General features: G+C 70.6%; 20 protein-coding genes and 3 pseudogenes. 9 read left to right on the plus strand and 14 right to left on the minus strand.

Going from position 1 to position 19,666, the window contains the following annotated elements:
• Window positions 1-24: 24 nt before the first annotated feature.
• From AB0959_RS33230 to AB0959_RS33240, 3 genes are all read right to left on the minus strand, one after another.
• The gene (locus AB0959_RS33230) at window positions 25-780 is read right to left on the minus strand and encodes a hypothetical protein (protein WP_366830410.1); all 756 of its coding nucleotides are present in this window, start codon (window positions 778-780) and stop codon (window positions 25-27) included.
• Between the two features lie 63 nt (window positions 781-843).
• On the minus strand, window positions 844-1,713 hold the full coding sequence (locus tag AB0959_RS33235) for a nuclease (protein WP_366830411.1): 870 nt from the start codon (window positions 1,711-1,713) through the stop codon (window positions 844-846).
• 79 nt (window positions 1,714-1,792) lie between these two features.
• The gene (locus AB0959_RS33240) at window positions 1,793-2,929 is read right to left on the minus strand and encodes a DUF2235 domain-containing protein (protein WP_366830412.1); all 1,137 of its coding nucleotides are present in this window, start codon (window positions 2,927-2,929) and stop codon (window positions 1,793-1,795) included.
• Between the two features lie 399 nt (window positions 2,930-3,328).
• Here AB0959_RS33240 and AB0959_RS33245 point away from each other — a divergent pair, with 399 nt between their 5' ends.
• Window positions 3,329-4,072 (plus strand): carbonic anhydrase family protein, encoded by a 744-nt coding sequence (locus tag AB0959_RS33245; protein ID WP_366830413.1) that lies wholly within the window; start codon window positions 3,329-3,331, stop codon window positions 4,070-4,072.
• A 180-nt stretch (window positions 4,073-4,252) separates the two neighbouring features.
• Here the strand turns inward: AB0959_RS33245 and AB0959_RS33250 are convergent, their stop codons facing one another.
• Window positions 4,253-4,450: a ferredoxin gene (locus AB0959_RS33250; protein WP_366830414.1), complete on the minus strand. Its 198-nt coding sequence runs from the start codon at window positions 4,448-4,450 to the stop codon at window positions 4,253-4,255.
• Window positions 4,451-4,533: 83 nt separating this feature from the next.
• Window positions 4,534-5,757 (minus strand): cytochrome P450, encoded by a 1,224-nt coding sequence (locus tag AB0959_RS33255; protein WP_366830415.1) that lies wholly within the window; start codon window positions 5,755-5,757, stop codon window positions 4,534-4,536.
• Window positions 5,758-5,928: 171 nt separating this feature from the next.
• Between AB0959_RS33255 and AB0959_RS33260 the strand changes: the two genes are divergently transcribed.
• Both AB0959_RS33260 and AB0959_RS33265 read left to right on the plus strand, forming a co-directional pair.
• Window positions 5,929-6,609 carry a TetR/AcrR family transcriptional regulator gene (locus AB0959_RS33260; RefSeq protein WP_366830416.1) on the plus strand — a complete coding sequence of 227 codons (681 nt, stop codon included), beginning with the start codon at window positions 5,929-5,931 and terminating at the stop codon, window positions 6,607-6,609.
• On the plus strand, window positions 6,606-7,664 hold the full coding sequence (locus AB0959_RS33265; RefSeq protein WP_366830417.1) for a low specificity L-threonine aldolase: 1,059 nt from the start codon (window positions 6,606-6,608) through the stop codon (window positions 7,662-7,664). The genes AB0959_RS33260 and AB0959_RS33265 overlap by 4 nt, the downstream gene beginning before the upstream one ends.
• Before the next feature lie 263 nt (window positions 7,665-7,927).
• Here the strand turns inward: AB0959_RS33265 and AB0959_RS33270 are convergent, their stop codons facing one another.
• On the minus strand, window positions 7,928-8,905 hold the full coding sequence (locus AB0959_RS33270) for a zinc-binding dehydrogenase (RefSeq protein WP_366830418.1): 978 nt from the start codon (window positions 8,903-8,905) through the stop codon (window positions 7,928-7,930).
• 137 nt (window positions 8,906-9,042) lie between these two features.
• Between AB0959_RS33270 and AB0959_RS33275 the strand changes: the two genes are divergently transcribed.
• Entirely contained in the window at window positions 9,043-9,387 is a 345-nt protein-coding gene (locus AB0959_RS33275) for a transcriptional regulator (protein ID WP_366830419.1), read from the plus strand.
• 436 nt (window positions 9,388-9,823) lie between these two features.
• Here AB0959_RS33275 and AB0959_RS33280 read toward each other — a convergent pair.
• Window positions 9,824-9,985 (minus strand): annotated as a pseudogene (locus AB0959_RS33280) (sensor histidine kinase); the annotation flags it as partial.
• A gap of 205 nt (window positions 9,986-10,190) precedes the next feature.
• Here AB0959_RS33280 and AB0959_RS33285 point away from each other — a divergent pair.
• Both AB0959_RS33285 and AB0959_RS33290 read left to right on the plus strand, forming a co-directional pair.
• Window positions 10,191-10,844, plus strand: a complete 654-nt coding sequence (locus tag AB0959_RS33285; protein ID WP_366830472.1) for a TetR family transcriptional regulator — start codon at window positions 10,191-10,193, stop codon at window positions 10,842-10,844.
• Between the two features lie 380 nt (window positions 10,845-11,224).
• Window positions 11,225-11,908: a hypothetical protein gene (locus tag AB0959_RS33290; RefSeq protein ID WP_366830420.1), complete on the plus strand. Its 684-nt coding sequence runs from the start codon at window positions 11,225-11,227 to the stop codon at window positions 11,906-11,908.
• Window positions 11,909-12,028: 120 nt separating this feature from the next.
• Here AB0959_RS33290 and AB0959_RS33295 read toward each other — a convergent pair whose 3' ends face one another.
• Window positions 12,029-12,484, minus strand: a complete 456-nt coding sequence (locus AB0959_RS33295) for a hypothetical protein (protein WP_366830421.1) — start codon at window positions 12,482-12,484, stop codon at window positions 12,029-12,031.
• A 440-nt stretch (window positions 12,485-12,924) separates the two neighbouring features.
• Here AB0959_RS33295 and AB0959_RS33300 point away from each other — a divergent pair, with 440 nt between their 5' ends.
• Complete coding sequence (locus tag AB0959_RS33300; RefSeq protein WP_366830422.1) at window positions 12,925-14,505, plus strand: ricin-type beta-trefoil lectin domain protein; 1,581 nt, start codon at window positions 12,925-12,927, stop codon at window positions 14,503-14,505.
• Between the two features lie 57 nt (window positions 14,506-14,562).
• Here the strand turns inward: AB0959_RS33300 and AB0959_RS33305 are convergent, their stop codons facing one another.
• The 3 genes and pseudogenes from AB0959_RS33305 to AB0959_RS33315 form a co-directional block, all read right to left on the minus strand.
• A complete protein-coding gene (locus AB0959_RS33305) occupies window positions 14,563-15,180 on the minus strand; it encodes an ABC transporter ATP-binding protein (protein ID WP_366830423.1) in 618 nt (205 codons plus the stop codon).
• A gap of 133 nt (window positions 15,181-15,313) precedes the next feature.
• A pseudogene (locus AB0959_RS33310) lies at window positions 15,314-15,688 on the minus strand (ABC transporter ATP-binding protein); the annotation flags it as partial.
• Window positions 15,681-16,163 (minus strand): ABC transporter permease subunit, encoded by a 483-nt coding sequence (locus AB0959_RS33315; protein ID WP_366830424.1) that lies wholly within the window; start codon window positions 16,161-16,163, stop codon window positions 15,681-15,683. The gene AB0959_RS33315 and the pseudogene AB0959_RS33310, both read right to left, overlap by 8 nt.
• A gap of 176 nt (window positions 16,164-16,339) precedes the next feature.
• Here AB0959_RS33315 and AB0959_RS33320 point away from each other — a divergent pair, with 176 nt between their 5' ends.
• Window positions 16,340-16,618 carry a hypothetical protein gene (locus AB0959_RS33320; RefSeq protein WP_366830425.1) on the plus strand — a complete coding sequence of 93 codons (279 nt, stop codon included), beginning with the start codon at window positions 16,340-16,342 and terminating at the stop codon, window positions 16,616-16,618.
• On the opposite strand, the pseudogene AB0959_RS33325 reads toward AB0959_RS33320, so the two are convergent.
• The 3 genes and pseudogenes from AB0959_RS33325 to AB0959_RS33335 form a co-directional block, all read right to left on the minus strand.
• Window positions 16,615-16,917 (minus strand): annotated as a pseudogene (locus AB0959_RS33325) (ABC transporter permease subunit); the annotation flags it as partial. The gene AB0959_RS33320 and the pseudogene AB0959_RS33325 overlap by 4 nt on opposite strands.
• Window positions 16,918-16,976: 59 nt before the next feature.
• Window positions 16,977-17,441 carry a hypothetical protein gene (locus AB0959_RS33330; RefSeq protein ID WP_366830426.1) on the minus strand — a complete coding sequence of 155 codons (465 nt, stop codon included), beginning with the start codon at window positions 17,439-17,441 and terminating at the stop codon, window positions 16,977-16,979.
• A gap of 43 nt (window positions 17,442-17,484) precedes the next feature.
• A complete protein-coding gene (locus AB0959_RS33335; protein WP_366830473.1) occupies window positions 17,485-18,063 on the minus strand; it encodes an extracellular solute-binding protein in 579 nt (192 codons plus the stop codon).
• 793 nt (window positions 18,064-18,856) lie between these two features.
• On the opposite strand from AB0959_RS33335, the gene AB0959_RS33340 reads away from it, so the two are divergent.
• On the plus strand, window positions 18,857-19,621 hold the full coding sequence (locus tag AB0959_RS33340) for an FCD domain-containing protein (RefSeq protein ID WP_366830427.1): 765 nt from the start codon (window positions 18,857-18,859) through the stop codon (window positions 19,619-19,621).
• The last annotated feature ends 45 nt before the right edge of the window (window positions 19,622-19,666 follow it).

The following is a 19,666-nucleotide window of genomic DNA, read 5'->3' on the forward strand; positions in this document are numbered from 1 at the left end:
GGGGGGCACCGTCGCAGTCCTCGATCAGTTCCGCCCGGCTTCCGCCAAGGCCGTGAGGACGCGTCGGGTTTTGTTCTCGGGGTGCTCGGAGACTGCCACTCCGCGCTCCCTCACGGCTTCCTCCAGCTTTCGCTGCTTGCGCTCGGCCCGCGCCGTGAGCTTCTCGGCGTCGTCCTCGTCCTTGGGTTTCACCCGGATCGAGGCCTCCAGGAATTCCAGACCGGCGACCGACCATGCCTCCAGGTCCACCTTCAGGTCGTCGAGCGGAACGTCGTCGACTTTCGTCGAGAGGATCGGCCCGAGGGCGAGGAGCCCATCGAGCCGTACGGCGGGCGTGCAGACATGCAGGAACTGGTCCTGCACCGCGTCGATGGGCGCAGCGGGATCGGCCCCTGGCGCGACCGCGTCCAACAGCGTCCCCGGTGGGTGACCGTGCGTCAGAGAGGCGGCCAGTACACGGCGCTCGCCCGACCAGTCGTGCTCGATCTTGTACGTGAAGGGTTCCACGTCGAACGGGGCGGAGAACCGGCCGACCAACTGATCCGGTGTGCACGGACGCAACTTGACGGTCAGGTCGTCCGGGCCGCCCCCGGTCCTGAACCGCACGATCACGCCGCCGTCCAGGAGAGGAACCCGACCCTCGGCGACGCCGTCCCGGTCTTCGGCGAACCAGATGTGACGCGTCGTTGTCGCACCCCCGTGCGACCCGTTGAGAGCCGCGAGCGCCGTCCCCACGTCGCTCTCGATGTTGACCTTGATCTCGACCGGCAACAAGTTCATCGCACCGCTCCTGTGCGTATCCGCAACGCCGAAATCGTCTCTGCCGTCCGGCTGTCCGGCTGGTCACTTCTCGTCGAAGACGAGGTCCTCGGGGTCATGGCTGAGCCGTACGGTGTTGCCGTTGGTGACCTCGACGATGGTGTCGAAGCCGGTCCACTGCCCGGTGGAGAGGACGAACAGCCGGTCCTCGCGCTGCTCTAGGTAGGCGGGGAAGCCTTCCAGCGAGGGGTCGCCGTCGTTGAGCTGGAGGTAGTCGGCCAGCCGGCGGAACAGCTTGGGCAGCAGCACGGCGGTGTCGGTGAGGGTGGACATTCCCTCGACCTTCGCTCCGCTGCGGGTTTGGTCCTTGGGCCACAGGCCTGCTTCGGCCTGCCTTGCCTGCTGGGTCGCCGCGGTCATCTCCTGCCGCAGGTCGACGAACAGCTTGCGGTAGAAGGTGGGATAGGCCAGGCCAACGGCGAGCTGGTGGTGATTGGCCGTCTCCCGGAGATGCGCAGGGGTGACGGTGAGGAACGTGCCGCTGGAGCCCGGAGCGTCGGTGCCGCGGCCGGCGAGGGCGACGCAGCGACCGTGGATGTCCGCGTTGCGGGTGAGGATGTAGCCGGGCCGGGAGTCGGGGCTGCTGCTGGTGACGATGCCATGGGCGTCGCGCCGCACGTCTTCGAAGCCCAGCCAGGACAGCAGCTCGTCCGCGGCCTGGCCGGCGAACGGGGCCGGCTGGTGCAACTCGGGCCCGCGGGGCGGACGGTAGTGGGTTTCCAGGGTGTCGATGCCGTCGAGCCGGAGCTGAGCGCCACCGCTGCGGTTGCGTCGTACCCGCCGCCCACGCAGGAGGTCCCACTCGTCGGGGTTGTCGGGGTAGAAGCGGACGGAGTCCCCGTCGGGGCTCGCTCCTATGATCTTGTACGCGCCTTTGATCAGCAGCATCGGCATGGTGGCACTCTCCTGGTGGTCGTGTCGCGAACTCAGACCGGCACCATGGCCATGTAATCGGCCGTGGCCGTGTGATTGCTCATTGATGGACTGCTTCCGCACCGGCGGACGTCACGTCCAGTCGGTCCGGCCCCTGAGCGTCGAGATACCGCTCCAGCTCCGGCGGCCGGTAGCCCGGGTCCTTGTCGTAGCGCTCCTTGGCCGACACGGCCAGGGATTCGTTCCCGTCGAGCCGGCCCTCGTCGTTCGCCGCCCGGCCGATGGGCCGGTGCAGCGGCTCGGCAAGTCGGAACAGCGCCGTCCGCGAGGGGTGCAGGTCACCCATGGGGTCCGGTCGCACACGGAAGTCGATGCTCTCGTCCGGCTTCATCACCATCGGGCCGGCCGCGCCGAGCGCCTTCGCGTCGAACTCCAGCCCGCAGTCGCGGGCCTGCTCGACCATCCACAGCAGGGCGATGTCGGACAGCCCGGTCTCCTTGTAACCGCCACCGACATCGCAGTGCGACCCGGCGAACCACTCCTGCTTCAGCACTTGGCCCTGCTCGGCGGCGCCGGGCTGCTGGTGCCACAGTGTCGGCTGAAACGCCGAGCGCTGTTCGTCGATGGCCAGCGCGTGGAAGGCCGCCTTGACCCAGCTGCTCAGAGTGGTGTCGTGGAACGCCCAGCGGCGGTTGAGCTGGTTGACGACCGGCTCGAGCCGCCTGGGGCCCACAGCCGGGATGCCCAGGGCACCGACCGTGTCCCACACCCCGATGAAGTGGATGGGAGTCTCGTGCGCGTACGAGCGGCGGAACAACGCGGAGGCTGCGCCGCTCGGCTGCTCGATGCGGTCACGGTAGAGAGCCCACGCCTCCTTGATCCGGGCGGCCTGGTCCTGGCGGAGGACGCCGGAGTTGCGCACCAGGCCCGCCAGGCTGCGGGCGGTGAACGCGCCCCGGCTGAAACCGAAGAGGAACAGCTCGTCGTCGGGCTCGTACGTCTCGACGAGGAAGCGGTAGGCGTCAATGACGTTCTGGGACAGACCGACGCCGAACGCGCCGCCGCGCAGGCGCTCCCAACGGTGAGTACCGACGCCGCTGTGGTAGTAGACGCGCTGGTCCTTCCCGGCAACTGGCCCTGTTGGTATGGACAGGGCGACCTTGGTCACGTTGGTCTTGCTCGTTTGGTCGGCGGAGTTCCACGTTCCGTCGCAGCAGACGACCAGACGCTTGGCCATGACCATCCCTCCTCGCAAGGGTGAAGGCAGGCTTCCGTGAGGCGTGAGGCGTGAGGCGTGAGGCGTGAGGGAGGAGTACGCGCCGAGTACGCCTGGAGCGGGCGCGTGGCCCTCAGGCGATGGCCCTGAGACGACGCGCGACTACTTCCCCGCCCGGTTCACGCGCTGAGATGTCGGTCCAACAGGCGCCAGTTCCATGTTTGCACCGCTCCGCGGTCCTCGCCATGCGACGGGACGTCTGCCGACCGTGGAGCAACGTCTCTACGATGCACGCGTCCTGGGCGTCAAGGCGGTGCAGCCCGTTCAGTAGTCCTGGTGATGTCACGAGTTCCGGCGTGGCAACGGGGGAGGGTGTGTGGTGAATCATGCCCGTCTTTCCCACTGGCCGAAGGTGTCCGTATGTCCCAGACCGCACCCGTACTGTCCGTTCCCGGCAGCCCGCTGCTGTCGCAGAGCCCCGTCGACATCCGTCCGCAGGACACCGACTCCTCGTCCCTGCCGCCTCTGCGTTTCCACCACCCGCTGCGGCTCGCCCTGCGACTGCACTTCGACGATCCGGGGCGGCACCGTCCCGATGGCGCCAGGTCGGGTTGTACCCGGGACGACGAGGGCACCGTGAAGGCCGAGCCGCCCCCCGGACAAGAATGTCTGCTGACCGTGGGCGCCGACACCTACCGACTGGTCGACGTGCACTGGCACACGCCGTCCGAGCACACCGTCGGCGGGGTGGCGTTCCCGATGGAGCAGCACATGAAGTACGTACGCACAGTCAAAGGCGCCGGCGCGGCCGCAGCGGACGAGGGCAGGTACGCGGTCATCTCCGCCTTTGTTCATCCGGGGCAGGCCAACGGCTCCATGGACCGGCTGCTGGCTTCGGCCCGCCGGTCCGAAGGCTCCTGGGAGGTGCCCGAAGTAGAGCTGGACGCTCTGCTGCCGTCGTGCACCGAGTCCTACCGTTACCTCGGTTCCACCACCGTCTGCCCCTACATCCCAGGAGTGCGCTGGATCGTGCTGACTCATCCGGTGCAGGCGTCCGCCGCCGCGCTGGGGCGCTATCGGGAAATCTTCCCCAAGGGCAATGCCAGGGCGGTGCAGCCGCTCGGTGACCGGCGGATCAGCAGCGACCGCCATCGCTGGTGGTAGTGGTCGTCCTCCGTCGAGGCGCCGCCGCGCCGCCGCGCCGCCGCGCCTCCGCGTCTCCCCGCGTGCCGGCTCGCGCCGCTCCTTCGGCATTGAGGCGTGCCGGTAGGAAAGGGCAGGGCACGTACGGGGTTTGCCCGGACACGCCCCACCCTCGATTCCGCACCGGTGGCGGCGGGCGCTCTAGCCTTCGGTCAGCGCGATGGCGGCCGCGGGGCATACGGCCGCCGCGTCCCGGACCGCCGTGTGCTGGTCCTCGGTGGGCTCCGCGTCGAGCAGTACGACGATGCCGTCCTCGTCACGCTGGTCGAAGACGTCCGGGGCGGCCAGGACACAACTCCCGGCGCCGCAGCACTTGTCCTCGTCCACGGTGACCTTCATGGTCGCTCCCTTCCTCTCGGTCGGCCCCTGTGCCGTGCCTTCACTGGCGTTTTCAGTCGGTACGTCGGTCTCGTCGAGCCGCGTCACCATCGCACGGGTACCTCCCGCAGCCCGCCGACGGTCAGCCCCTCGACCCGCTGCAACTCCGGGACCGGCACGGCCAGTTCGAGGTTCGGCAGCCTGCGCAGCAGGACCTCCAGGACGACCTGGAGTTCGGTACGGGCCAGGGACTGGCCCAGACAGGAGTGGATGCCGCCACCGAAGGTGAGATGGGGGTTGGGGCTGCGGGTGAGGTCCAGCGCGTTCGGGTCGGGGAAGGCCCGCTCGTCTCGGTTGGCGGCGGACAGGAGGCAGAAGACGGTGGTGCCGCTCGGCAGTACCGTCCCGTCGAGGTCGAAGTCCTCGGTGAGGTAACGCCGGGTGCCGAAGCCGCCCAGGTTGGCGTCGGAGCGCAGCACCTCCTCGACCGCCGTACGCACCAGGGAGGGGTCGGCCAGCAGCTGCTCCCACCGGGTGCGGTCGGCCAGGAGCATGGCGACCATCTTGCCGATCATGTTCGCGGTGGTCTCGTGCCCGGCGACCAGGAGGCCCATGCCGGTGGCGACGAGTTCGGAGTCGCTGAGCCCCTCGCCCTCCGCCCGGCTCTCGTCGATCAGCATGCTGATGACGTCCTCGCCGGGCCGGGCGCGCTTGGCCGCGACGAGGTCGGTCATGTAGGTCAGGAAGGCGGAGTGGGCTCCCTTGGTCTCGTCCCCGGTGTAGCGGTCGACGTTCAGGAACGCGTCGGACCAGTAGGAGAAGCGGTCCCGGTCCTCGGCGGGCGCGCCGAGCAGGTCACAGATCACGTAGACAGGCAGCGGGAAGCCGACCGCGGCCTTGAGGTCGGCCGGCGTGCCGCTCTTGGCCATGTCGTCGACGAGCCCTTCGGCCATGGCCGTCATGCCGGGGCGCAGCGCCGTCATGCGCTTGGCGGTGAAGTACTTGCCCAGCAACCGCCGCCACCTCAGGTGACCCTCGCCCTTCTGCGGGACGGACAGCGACATGTCGCTGTTGGTCGACGCGCCGCCGCCCCCTTCCGGGGCGATCCTCGCACCGCTGTCCTCGGCCGTCGGGCGGGAGAAGCGGGTGTCCGACAGGAGGGCCTTGATGTGGCCGTAGCGGGTGAGGAGGGCACCTGTGTCTCCGCTGGGGAGTTCGGCGGTGGCCACCGGGCACCGCTCGCGCAGCCGCTTCCACTCGGCAGGGGGATCGAGGGGGCCGTCGGAGGGCAACGGCAGACGGACGAGGGAGTCGTTGTTCTGACTCATCTGGCATCTCCGTGTGGGGGGAGAGAGTGAGATCTGGAGCGCTTGACCTTTTAAATCAAAGGATTTATTTAACATAACCCCAAAGGGATCTTTCTTCAAGATCGCCCTGGCGATGTGGCTGAATGCCGCCCTTGGGTGACATTCGATACGTCGTATCGTACGATGACTCGCATGCCCCGGCACTCTCCTTCACTGGACCGCGCGACCCCGGACCGTATTGCCGAAGCCGCCCTCCTCCTGGTCGACGAGGACGGCCCCGAGGCGCTGACCTTCCGCGCGCTGGCATCGCGCCTGGAGATCTCCCTCGCTTCGCTCCAACGCCGCTGTACCGACCTGGCCGGACTGCTGGACCTCTGCCTCGACCATCTGGCCGCCCAGTTGCCCGAGGCCGGGCCGGACGCCGCCTGGGCCACCGCCACCGAGACCCGGTTCACCGCGCTCTACCGGCTGCTCGCGGATCGTCCGGGCCTGCTCGCCCTGCGCGGCACGCGCCCCTGGCTCGGGCCCCACCTGCTGGCCCGCCTGGTCGAGCCGCAACTCGCCGACAGCCTCGCCGCCGGAATGACTCCCGAGGAGGCGATCACCGCGTACCGGCGGATGTACCTGCTCACCCTCGGCAGCGCCGGATTCGTCGACCACCGGGCGGCCAAGGCCGCCCAGGCGGCCACCCGCACCGCTCTGGCCGCGCTCGATCCGGAGGAGTTCCCGGCGCTGAGCGGCAACCTGGCCGCGATCGTGCCCGCCGTGACCGACCACGAGGTCTACTACGGCGCGCTGCGCCAGCTCATCCGGGCGGCGGACCCGGTACGCAACAACAACCCGTCCAAGAAGAGCAAGGACATCCGACCATGAGTACCTCCACGACCACTCCCACGTCCCGCGTCTTCAGCAGCGACAACACCGCCGGTACCTCGCCCGAGATCATCGAAGCGGTGACCAGGGCGATCTCCGGCCCGGCCATGCCCTACGGAGCGGACGACGGTACGGCCACGGTGAGGCACCGGCTGTGCCAGATATTCGAACGTGACGTCGACGTCCTGCTGGTCTCCACCGGGACCGCGGCCAACGCCCTGAGCCTCGCGGCGCTGACCCCGCCCTGGGGCAGCGTGCTGTGCCACCGCGAGAGTCACATCAACAACGACGAGTGCGGAGCGCCCGAGTTCTACACGGCGGGCGCGAAGCTGGTTCCACTCGGCGGCGACGACGCCAAGATCGACCCTGAGGAGTTGCGGGTCGCCGCACGGCACAAGGCCGGCGACGTCCACAGCGTGGAGCCCTCCGTGGTGAGCGTCACGCAGGCCACGGAGACCGGAGCCGTCTACACCCTCGACGACGTCCGTACCCTCGGGGCGGTGGCCGAGGAGGCGGGTCTGCGCCTGCACATGGACGGCGCGCGTTTCGCCGGAGCCGTCGCCTCCCTCGGCTGCCCTCCCGCCGAGCTGACCTGGCGGGCCGGGGTCGACCTGCTGTCCTTCGGGGCCACCAAGAACGGCACGATGACCGCCGAAGCGATCGTCGTCTTCGACCGCTCCCTCACCCCCGAACTCGCCTTCCGCGCCAAGCGCGCGGGTCAGCTCACCTCCAAGATGCGTTTCCAGGCCGCCCAGTTGGACGCCTACCTCAGCGACGACCTGTGGCTGCGCAACGCGGCCCACGCCAACGCCATGGCCGCACGCCTCCAGGAGGGCCTGAAGGCGGTACCGGGGGTGGGTCTGCTCGGCGCCGCCGACGCCAACATCCTCTTCTGCCGCCTGCCCCAGCAGGTCACCGAAGCACTCCTGGCCGAGGGCTACGCCTTCTACCACGACCGCTGGGAGCCGGGCGTCGTCCGCTTCGTGACCTCCTTCGCCACCACGGAACAGGACGTCGACCACCTCGTCCGGGCCGTCGCCCGCCACGCCGCCTGACTCGACGGACGCAGGACAGCGCGGCGAGAGAGATCAGGGACGTCGAGCCGATCGTCTGGAGGCGTTCGGTGTCGGCGAGGATGGGGGCGTGGGTGCGCAGGACCTCGACGGCCTGGGGCCGAAGACCAGGACTGTGATCGGGGTACGCAGGGAGAAGCGGTCCGCGGGGAAGTCCTGCGACGGGGGAGCGGTTCGGCGGCCTGTTCGGCCTGCTCGCGCTCTGCGGTTCAGGCACTGTGTTCAGGTCCTGTGGGTGGTGCCGTTCAGTCGGCCACCCGCAGCAGCAACTTGCCCGTCGACCTGCGCCCGCCCATCAGCCGGTGGGCCTCGGCCGCCTCCTCCAGCGGGAACTCCGCGGTGACCGGAAGGCTCACGGTGCCGTCGGCGACCGTACCGAAGGCCCGCTGGGCGAGCGCCCGCAGCGCCTCGGGCGCCGTCTGCGCGAGGGCCAGGATGGAGAAACCCCCGACCGCTCGGCCCTGTGCGTAGAGCTCGGGCTGCCCGACCTGCCACGGCGCCTCGCCGCTCGCGTTGCCGAAGGAGACCAGGCGCCCGAAGACCGCCAGGGCGTCGAGGCCGCGGCGAAGGGTGTCGCCGCCGACCGGGTCGAGGACCAGGTCGACGCCCCTGCCGCCGGTGGCGCGGCGGACGTCGTCGGCGAAGGTGTCGGTGGTGAACACCTCGTCGTAGCCGTGCTCGAGGGCGTGATCCGCCTTGGACGTGGAGGAGACGACGCCGTAGACGGCACCGGCGCCCGCCGCCCGGGCCAGCTGACCGGCCGCCGTGCCGATGCCCCCAGCGGCGCCGTGCACCAGCACGGTCTCTCCGGCCCGCAGTCGGCCCACCTCGTGCAGGAGGGCGTGCGCGGTCGGTACCACGGTGGGGAGCGTGGCCGCCGTCCGCAGGTCGAGGCCCGCGGGGAGCGGGAAGACGGTGGCGGTCTCGGCGATGACCACCTCCGCGTAGGCGCCGCCGTTCACGAGGGCCGCGACTTCCTGGCCCGGTCGCAGTCCCTCGACGCCCTGGCCGACGGCCCGGATCCGTCCGGAGACTTCGAGACCGGGGCGGAAGGGCAGCGACTCCACCCGGTAGCCCTCGGCGCGCGCCTTGAGGTCCGCGAAGTTGACCCCCACGTAGGCGGCGTCGATGGTCACCTGACCCGGTCCCGGCTCGGGGGGCTCGGCCTGCACGATCTTCAGCACCTCGGGGGCGCCGTACTCCTGGAACTCGATTGCGCGCATGAGGGGAACGCACCCTTCGACAAGTGTTCAATGGAAAGCGAACACCGGCACTGTAAGATGCTCATCGAACACTAAGCAAGCGGCTGGGACTCTTCACGGGGTGTCGCGGCGAGATGAGGATGGCGGGGGTCAGGGGCATGTCCAACCAGGTTGCCGGCGGCAGTCATCGTGCGGCGCCGGTCCACACGGATCCCGAGGACGTTTCCGTCCTGACCGCGCTGTCCGCGCTCGCCGACCCGGTGCGCATCAAGCTGATTCGCGAGCTGGCGGGCTCCGCCGTCTGGACGCGCAGCTGTGGCAGCTTCGATGTGCCGGTCGGCAAGGCGGCGCTCAGTCATCACTTCTCGGTCCTGCGCGGTGCCGGTCTGGTCGAACAGCGTGACGAGGGGCCCAAGCGGGTCAACCGGCTGCGCCGCGAGGAGTTCGACGCGCGCTTCCCCGGGCTGCTCGACCTGGTCCTCCGCGCCGACGGCGCCGAGTGAGGCGCCAAGTGACCTGTCGGGCCCGGGCCGATCGGACTCACTCGACCCGGCCCGCCGCCGTGGCTGCCGCGGAGTGGCCGACCCTGCGGCCCGAACACGGACCCGGTGGTCGGCCCCGAGCCGTCCGGTAGTTGAAGTAGCAGAGCCCGCCGGCGAGTTCACCCGCCGCGTGCAGTCCCGGGACGGTCACTCCGCGGGTGTGTCGAGGACGCGTGCGGCGCGGTCGACGCGCAGGCCCGAAGGTGAAGTTGGCACGGGTGTGGGGGCTGCGCGGCGGGGGTGGGGAGGGGCGGGGGTTGTCCCCGACGGTCCGAGGGGCGGGGCATCGGACTCGTGGGCGCCCGGACCCAGGAGGCTGTTCCCTCTCGCGTCCGGTTCCCGGGCTGACCAAGGGCAGCAGGACGCATCGACGGGGAGGCGGAGGGGCAGTTCGGTGACTGACCTGGAAGCTGCCTGCGGGGCGAGGCCCGGCGCGCAGCCAACTGCCGTCGCAGGTGATCCGCACCTCTGCCGAGTCCGTGCCGCCGTGCTTGGTGACGTTGGGGAAGGCCTCCTGCAGGATGCGGTACGCCGTGAGATCCGTCCCGGCACCGAGGGGCACTCCGGCGGATGGCCGTGTTCAAGTCGGGCCGACCGAATCCAGTGGTGACGCGACGTGGCGAGGCCGTGGACGAGGATGGCCCGGGAGGGCCGACGCGATTGCGTACGCTTTCGTCGTTTGACCTCGCCGATCTGGTCGAGGGTCTGCGTCGGCCTGGGGGACGGGCACTCGCGGACTGATCCGATGTCCCGAAGTGGTGATGATGGCCGGCAGGACGAGGCGGGATGAGCAGGTCAGTGCGACGCGTGAGGCGCTCCTGGGTGCGGCGGAGCGGCTGTTCGCCGAACACGGGGTGCACGCGGTCGCCAACCGTCAGATCAGCGAGGCCGCCGGGCAGGGCAACAACGCCGCGGTCAGCTATCACTTCGGCACCAAGATCGACCTGGTGCGTGCCATCGCCCGTCGGCATGCCGAGGGCATAGAGGCCGGACGTCTGCGCATGCTGGCCGAGATGGGCGACTCCGCCGACCTGCGGGACTGGGTGGCCTGTGCGGTGCGCCCCGTCACCGGACATGTGGAGGCCCTGGGGGCCTCCAGCTGGTACGGCCGGTTCATCGCCCAGGTCACGGCCGACCCGGCCCTCCGGGCGGTCACGACCGAGGAGTTCGCGGCCGCCTCCCCGTCGATGCGGAAGTTGCAGGACGGCCTGAATCGTTGTCTGCCCGACCTGCCGGCCGGAGTGCACGCCGAGCGTTCCGCCATGACCCGTCATCTGATCACGCAGATGGTCGCGGAACGGGAACGCGCTCTCGCGGACAACACGCCGACGTTCCGCGCCAGTTGGCGCGAGGCGGCGAACGGTCTGATCGACGCCGTCGTGGCCCTGTGGCAGGCGCCGGTGACGCGCGAGGACTGACGTCCGACCCGCCTGGCACGCTTCGGTGTGTCCGGCGGGTCCCCCTGCGGGGCTTGATGGTTGCCTTGATCCACGGAGACGTCGAGTCGAAGGAGATCGCGTGGCCCGCGGCGGCGACGTTCCGGGGCCGGCCACACCTCTGCCGACCGCCTGACATCGACCGCCTGACCTCGATCACTTGGCGCCGGGCACCCCGCACCGAGCACCCGAGGGGCTGCGGCCCCGGGCGGGCGAGGAGTCGGATCGACACCCGGAACAGCAGCGCCCGCCCCGTTTGCGGACGCTTCCTGCCGTACGCCTCAACAGGGCGCCGCTGGGCGGAAACCCCGTTGCCGAGGAGACTCGCCGACCGCCATCCTTCAGGCCATGAGGCATTCCTTATGCGGCTGAGGCTGCGTCAGTTCAGGCCCCGGACCGGGCCGCACGAGCACCGTGTCGTGCAGCCCCGGCAGCCCCTTCGCCACACCTCACTGCGCGCGCCCGAGCCCATCGGTCTGCTGCTCGGCGACCACGACGGGCTGAACCGACTCGCTGGCCTGTTCTCCTTCGCGGCCTGCTCCCGGCACACGATCGTCCACGTACCACTGCGAGACGGCGTTCCGCCCGGCGAAGGTGTCGGCGAGTTGGTCGACCTCGTCCTGGCACATCACTCGCTCGGCCTGCGCCCCAGTAAGTGGCCCGAGCTGCGGCGCAAGTTGGTGAACGGCACTCCGCTGACCGTTCGCACCGACGAGGCACGCACCGCCCGGGACGCGGCCTCCTGGCGAGAGCACGGGGAGAGGACCGGCTTCCGGGAGGAGCTGCGACACGCCACTCACGCCCGGACGTTCTTCCTGTTCGGCAGCCGGGACGTCTTCGCCGCGATCGCCACGGACTTCGCCCACGCGGCGGGCTGGGGTCCGCACCAGAAAAACGTCGCCAAAGGACACTCGGCGCTGATGACGGCGCTCCCGACCCTGGTTCAGGGGCCCGGCGGCGGTCACCCTCTCGAAGTGCTGATCTGTTTCAAGCCGCCTCTGCCCTACGCCCAGGTCAGGCCACCGGGGGCTGAGCCGGGGCACTGAGCCGGTCGCGGTTCCCGCGGGAAGTTCCGCCTGCACGCCGTCCGGCGCAGCCGAGTCCCAGCCCGACTGCCCCCGTCCTCCCGGGCTCCGGGCCGAGCTGCCGCCCTGCCACAGCCGCCTTCAGTCCCTGTCACGGTTGATCTCGATCCTCCGAAGCGACGGCAGCAGCAGCGGCACCAGCATGGCGACCGCCGCCACCGCTCCGCCGGTGACGGCGACCGTCGCCGTTCCGAACACCGCGGCGAGGTCGGACGTGGACAACTGGCCGCGATTCGCGACGATGCCGCGCAACGCCGGCTTCGTCAGCCCCTGGCAGACGCCGTTGAGGGCGGACAGCGGCAGCAGGAACGCCGGATGCTGGTGGGACAGGAGGACGACGGCGACGACGGCCTGTGTGAGGCCGGCGCCCAGGCTGGTGAGGCAGAGGACGGTGTCGCGCCGGTGGCGATCGGCGATGCCCCCGCCGAGGAGGAGCGTCGCGACCATCGGCACCAGGGCCGCGGTGGTGACCGCGGACAGCCGGGCCGCGCTGTCGGTGACCTCCAGGACACCGAAGGCCAGGGCGACAGGTGACATGGCGCTGGCGGCCAAGGGGATCGACTGGCCGCCCAGGAACCACCGGAAAGCGGCGGAGCGGAGCGGCCGCTCGGACGCGAGGCCCTTACCGGCTACCGCGGACGCGTCCTTCGCCGATGGTCCGGGTCCTGGCTCTGCGGCGCGTCTGTCGTGGGCACAAGTGGCCACCGTGCCAGCGTGTGCGGGGATGCCTCAAGTCAATTCCGCGGAGCGGTCAAGCAGTTCGCGTCTTCGATCCTCGCCATGCGCTTCAGGATGCCGTGAACCGTGTCACCGTACGGAACGTACTCATGACTGATCCCGGCGTGATCGCGACCATCCGGCTCGGGCGTCCGAGCGCGGAGCTGCGGTCGGACGCATCGGCGGTAGGGAACAGGGAAGGGACCGGTTTCATGGATGCTGCTCCGACAGCGGAAGCTCCGTTCCGCGCAAGAGAGCGCATGACGCCCGGAGAGGACTTCGCCTCCGCGCAGACCGCGCAGACCGCGCAGACCGAGCAGACCGAGCAGCCCGACCCCGGCGAGGAGGAAGGAGGAGACGCGGGGCCCTCGGTCGAGGAGCTGCTGACGCTGCACGGCAAACCCGTCCTCGACTACGCCGCGCTGTGCACCGGACCGAGCCCGGGCGCCGCCGATCGGCTCGCCGGGCAGGCCTTCTGGAACACGTACGGCGACGCGGCGTCGCATGCCGACGCCACCTTCCCGTGGCGGTTACGGCTGCTCACAGCGGTCCTCGATACCGCCCGGGAGTGGAAAGCCGACGACAGGCGGTCGACCCTCCACCCGGACCTGCTGGACAGGGCCGGCGGTGCCGGCGGGAGAAGCCTGGTGCTGCACGCCTTCCGGAACCTGCCCGAACGTGCCCAGGCACTGCTGTGGCACACGGAGGTCGAAGCGGAGGACATCGAGGCGGTGGCGTCCCTGCTCGACGCCGAGCCCTCCCTGCTGAACCCCGAACGCGCACGCACCCTGCTGCGCGACAAGTGCGTGCAGGCCCACCTCGACCTCGCGGACGACGAGCGCTGCCGTCGCCACAACCGGCTCATCGACGTCCACGCCCGACCCGGCTCCGGCGAGACAGTGCCGCCGGCGCTGGAACACCTCGACGGCTGTGCCTACTGCGGGGCGGCGGCGGAGCAGCTGGACCAGTCCCCGGACCGGCTCCCCGCCCTGCTGGCCGAGGCCGTCCTGGGATTCCGCGCGGCGGACTACCTCGCGACCCGGCCCGCCCGCCAGGCGACAGCGTCGGCCCGTGCGCACTCGTGGCCCGCCCCGGAGTACGCGGGTGCCGAGGCCCGGCCGACCGCCTCGGACGAACCCGCATCGCGCCGCCGCCGGTGGCCGCTGCTCGTCGCCATGGGCGTGGTCCTGTGCGGGGTCGTCGCGGCGACCCCCATGGCGCTCAGCGTCATCGGGGACGACCCGGAAGGGGCGAGCGGCCCGGCGCCCGGCCCCGTTCGTAGCCCGTCCGATTCCGCCCCAGGGTCGTCCGCCGTCACCCCGTCACCCGGCGCCTCCACTCCGCCCGGCGCGGAGAACGCCCTGGTCGCGCGCCTGCGCAACGCGAGGACCGGACTGTGCCTCGATGTGGCCGCTCCGGCGGCGGTGGAGGGCTCGCCCGCGGTGATGGAGGAATGCGGGGGATCGCCGACCCAGGTGTGGCGGATGGAGGACGGGGGACGGCTGCGCAACCAGGCGGTTCCCAGGCTGTGTCTGAACGCCCAGCCGGAAGGCAGCCTCGACCTGCGGCCGTGCGCCGCCCAGGAGGCCGCGGACGGCGACGAGTCCGGCGACACGCGGTACGACATGGAGGCCGACGGCCTCCTCACCCTCGCCGCGGAGGCCGCAGTGGCGGTGACACCCGATCGCCCCGTCAAGGGGTCGATCATCCTCCTGGAACCCGTCCCGCAGGACAGGGTCCGCAGGTCCCAGCGCTGGCGTACCGATGAGGTGTCCACCACTGCCCCCGCGCCGTCACAGACCGCGTCGCGGACCGCCCGGGACACCACGGCCGCCGAATGAGGTCGCCCAGAGCCCTTGTTGCCGCCACCGTCGGCGACCCTGCGGAGCGCGAGCGGATCAGACCGTCGCCGGATACAGCAGGCAGTCCTCGGGCCGGATCAGCAGGTTGATCTCCTCGCCGTCGTGGCGGACGGAGCTCTCGGCGTGGATCTCGAGGTCGCCGACGACGAGTTGGTACTCGAAGCGGGCGCCGGTGTAGGAGCACTGCTTGATGGTGGCCCGCAGGACGTTGACGCCGTCGTCGGCCACGTCCGCGCGGTCGGCGAGGACGATGCGTTCGGAGCGCAGGCCGACGGTCGCGCCCTGGCCCTCCGTGACGCCTTTGGTCCGTACGACCTTCAAGTGCCGCCCGGTCGTGCCGAGTTCGACCCGGACCGTCCTGCCCTCGGCCGGGGCCTCGTCGATACGGCCGTGAAGCAGGTTGCAGCGGCCGATGAAGCCCGCGACCTCGGGCGTCGCCGGGGTCTCGTAGATCTCCGTCGGGGTGCCCACCTGCTGGAGCCGGCCGTGCATGAAGACGGCGATACGGTCGGACAGGGACATGGCCTCGATCTGGTCGTGGGTGACGTAGACCGTGGTGATGCCGACCTCGCGTTGCAGCGCCTTCAGCCACATGCGGGCCTGGTCGCGCATCTTGGCGTCGAGGTTGGACAGCGGCTCGTCGAGCAGCAGCACTCCCGGCGCGTAGACGATGCCGCGGGCGAGGGCGACGCTCCCCCAGTGCCTTAAGGGCCTGGGGGACCCCCAGCTGCTGGCCGCCGGAGAGCTGGTGCGGGTAACGGTCGCGCAGGTGCAGCATGTCGACCTTGTCGAGCGCCTCGTCGATCAGGCGTTTCCGCTCGGCCCTGGAGACCTTGCGCAGCTTCAGCGGCAGGGCGAGGTTGTCGGCGATGGTCATGTGCGGCCACAGCGCGTACGACTGGAAGACGAGCCCCAGGTTGCGGCCCTCGGGTGGCACCGCGGAGCGCGGGTCGCCGTCGAAGAAGACCTGATCGCCGACGTGGATGGTGCCGGACTCGGGGTGTTCCAGACCGGCCACGCAGGCGAGCGTGGTGGACTTGCCGCAGCCCGACGGGCCCAGCAGGGTGAAGAACTCACCGTCGGCGACGGTGAAGTCGATGTCCTCAAGGACGGCGTTGCCGGCGAAGGACTTCTTGAGGTTCTCGACGACCAGCTCAGGCATGGTTCTTCTCCTTCCTGCCCTTGAGCAGGAGTCCGGCGAGGCCGGCGACGACGGCGGTGACGGCGATCTGCAGGGTGGCGAGGGCGGCGACGGAGCCGGTCTCGCCCTGGGTCCACAGGTCGATGGCGGTGGTCCCGATGACCTGGGACTCGGCTCCCGCGAGGAACATGGCCGGCGCGTACTCGCGGATCATCTGGGTCCAGATGAGCAGGAACGAGGCGAGCATCGCGGGCACCAGCAGGCGCAGCAGGATGCGGGAGACGGTGCGCCACCAGTCGGCTCCGGCGACCCGGGCGGCGTTGTCGAGCTCGCTGCCCAGCTGCATGGTCGCCGGGGAGATGGCGCCGTAGGCCGACGGCAGGGCCCGTACGCCGAAGGCGATGACCAGCGCCAGGAGCGTGCCGCGGACCGCGTCGCCGCCGGGCATCCAGGCGAAGGCCCAGAAGAAGCCGATGCCGATGATGAGTCCCGGCACCGCGTGCGGGGACTGCGCGGCGACGGGCCCGGCGGAAGTCGGAGCGGCGGGCCACCAGCACCACGACCGTGCCGAACAGGGTCACGGCGACCGCGCCGATGAACGCCACGGTGATGCTGTTGGTGATCGACTCGGTGTAGGGCGCGTAGTCGAAGATCAGCCGGAAGTTGTCCAGGGTGAGCAGGTTCAGTGGGTTCACCAGCGGCGTGAGCAGCGTGGTGAACGCCCGCAGGACCAGCGCGATCATCGGCAGCAGGGCGCCGAAGACGACGTACACCCCCACGAAGGCGAAGCCCGCCCACTTCCAGCCGCCGAGGTCCAGGAGGTTCGAGCGGGCCGCCTTGCCGCGCACCGAGACGAACCGCTGGGCGTGCTTCAGCAGCCGAGCCTGCACGATCACGAGGCCGACGGTGGTCACCAGCATGAAGGTGGAGGCCGCGCCGAGGAGACCGTAGTCCGGGTTGACGGCGTCGATGCCCTGCTCGTAGAGGAAGCTGGAGAAGAGGGTGATCTCCGCGGGCTCGCCGAGGATCAGGGGGATCGACAGGGTCTCGACCGCCGTACCGAAGATGAGCAGGCCGGCGTAGAGCACCGGCGGCCGCAGCATGGGCACGACGACCGACCACAGGACGCGCATCGGTCCGGCGCCGACGGAGCGGGCCGCGTTCTCCAGCGACGTGTCCGACGCGGCGAGGGCGTTGGCGCAGAAGAGGTAGGCGACGGGCACCTGGGCGACGGCCTCGACGAAGGCCATCCCGGTCAGGGAGTACAGGTTCCACGGCACCCACCCGATGCCCTCGCGCAGCGCGGAGGTCAGGAAGCCGGCCCGTACACGACGATCCAGCCGAAGGCCAGGACGAGCGGCGAGATGTAGATCGGCCAGCGCAGCACCTGCCCGATCACCCGCGCGGCGGGGAACTGCGTGCGCTCCAGCAGGATCGCCATGGGAACCGCGATGACGAGCGCGAACACCGTGGTCAGCACGGCGAAGAGGAGGGTGTCCAGGATGATCGTGCCGAACTCGGCCTCGGTGAACAGGTGTGCGTAGTTCGACAGGGTGAAGACGCCGCCCGCGGCGTACAGCGGCTGGTCGCGGACCGACTGGAAGAGGATCGGGACGACCGGGGCGAGGACGAGCGCGGCGGTGACGAGGAACGTCAGCCAGTGGATGGTGACTTCACGGCCGGCGCCGAACAGGCGCTGGTAGTGCGGTGTCCCGAGCTCGTCCGCGCGCAGGGTGCGCGGCGGGGCGGGCGCCGGGGGTGTCCGGGTGGCCATGGCGACTCCGTACGACGGTGTAGGGGCGGTGGGCGGGGAGGGGTCAGCCCATGGCCTTCTCCCAGCGCTCGACGTACGCGTCCTGCGTCTGTTCGGGCACGCGTGTGTAGCGGTGGAGGTGCACGCGGTCGGTGCCGAGCCCGCGACGGATGTCCTGCAGACTGTCGTGGTCGGTCTGCTCCACGCCCTCCCGGTAGGGCGTGAGACCGCCCCTGGCGACCGCGGCCTGGCCCTCGGCGGAGAGCAGGAAGTCGACGAAGAGGCGGGCGGCGTTCGGATGCGGCGCCGTCCTGACGACGGAGGCGGCGCGCGGGACGACGACCGTGCCCTCGTCGCAGTACGTCCAGCCCAGCAGCCCGCCGCTGCCCTCGGCGGCGGGGACGGCCACACCGCCGCTGAGATTGAAGGAGGCGTCGTACTCGCCGGAGACCACCTTCTCCACGAGGGTGCCCGAGGAGTGGTCCGCGCGGGCGAACGGCAGCAGGCGCCCGAAGGTGTCCCAGCCGCGCGCGACGCCGCTGGTGTAGCCCTGGTTGGTGGAGTAGCCGTAGGCGTTGGTGGGGTCGTACACGCCGATCCTGCCACGGAAGCGGGACGGCTCGGCCTCGGCGATCTCCGCCAGGGAGACAAGGCCCTTGGGGGTACTGCGAGACGTCGAGCGTCTTGCGGTTGTACAGGACGACGACGGGGTCGGTGGAGAAGACCCAGACGCCGGGCATCATCTCCGCCCAGTCGGGGAGGTGGCCCTTCTCCGGCGAGCGGTGGTCGGAGGCGATCCCGCGGGGGACGTAGTCGCCCCAGAGCGGACCGCAGTTGGAGGCGAGCAGGTCGGCCGGTGAACCACCGGTGGCGGCCTCGCTGTAGTACCGCTCGTAGACGGCGGAGCTGCCGAGGTTGGTCGCGCGGATGTCCGCCAGCCACGGGTAGCGGGCCGTGAACGCGTCGAAGATCGGCTGCCAGTTGGTCTGCGAGGTGTTCGAGTAGATCAGGAGCTTCTTCTCGCGGCGCGAGGCGTCGACGATCCTCTCGTACGAGGAGGGGTAGTACGCGGGGTTCGGCCGCGCGGCGGCGTTAGCGTCCGTGGTGGTGCAGCCTGCGAGCGAGCTGCCGGTGACGGCGAGGGCGCCGACGGCGGCGGCGCCCCGCAGCACGCTGCGGCGCGACGGCATGCGATCGGGTTCCGCTGCGGCGGCGCGGCCGGAACGGGTGGGAGACATGGGGGCTCTTCTCGTGTGGGCGCGACGGCGGTGTCAGCTGCGTCGAGAGCACCGGGCTTCGCGGCTGCTTCCGTCCCGGTGATGGTGCCGGTGCTGCTCCCGTTGGTTGTCGAAGACCTGACCGCAACCAGTCAGCCTGTCAACCATTAGTGCCGGGTTGGTAGGTCGGCCGGGCCTTGGACGGCTACCGTGTCGATCGTGCGCGACAGTCCTGCCGCGCCGGTGGAGCACCAGACAGGGGAGGCCGCGGGAATGGCCGGGCTTGCACGGATCGAACGGGAGGAGCCGCGGGCTCCCGCGGTGGAGGTGGCCCGCCGCCTGCTGGACCACCTGCTGACGTCGGGCCGGCTCGGGGCCGGTGACCGGCTGCCGCCGGAGCGGGAGCTCGCGGAGACCTTCGGAGTGGGCCGCTCGGCGGTCCGCGAGGCACTGAAGTCCCTGTCTCTGCTCGGCCTGCTGGAGATCCGGCAGGGCGACGGCACCTACGTGCGGGGAGCCACCTCGGACCTGTTGCCGCAGGTCCTGGAGTGGGGACTGATGCTGGGCGACCACACCACGGACGAACTCCTTGAGGCGCGCGTGTGCGTGGAGGTCGACCTCGCGGAACTGGCCGCCCTGCGCCGCACCGACAACGACGTCACCGCTCTCGAGACGCATCTGGCCCGCATGGCGGCCGAACACGGCGACCCCGAGCGCTATCTGGAGGCCGACCTGGCCTTTCACCGGGCGCTGGCGCAGGCCTCGCACAACAGTGCCCTGGCCGGCCTGCAGGCACGCCTGGAGACGCTGGTCGCCGTGTGGATCCGGCAGAACATCCGCAAACCGGGAGACGGGCGACTGGGCGAGCACGAGGCCGTCCTGAAGGCCGTACGGGCCAGGAACCCGCGTGCCGCGAGGGCCGCGATGCATGCCCACATGGACTCGGCGACGCGTCGGCTGAGGGCCCGGCTCGGCGGAGGCTGAAGGTGGATGTCGGTCGCATCGTAACCGGTTAACCGGTTGATACGT

This window comes from Streptomyces sp. NPDC046862 (genome assembly GCF_040704615.1).
Classification (GTDB): Bacteria; Actinomycetota; Actinomycetes; order Streptomycetales; family Streptomycetaceae; genus Streptomyces.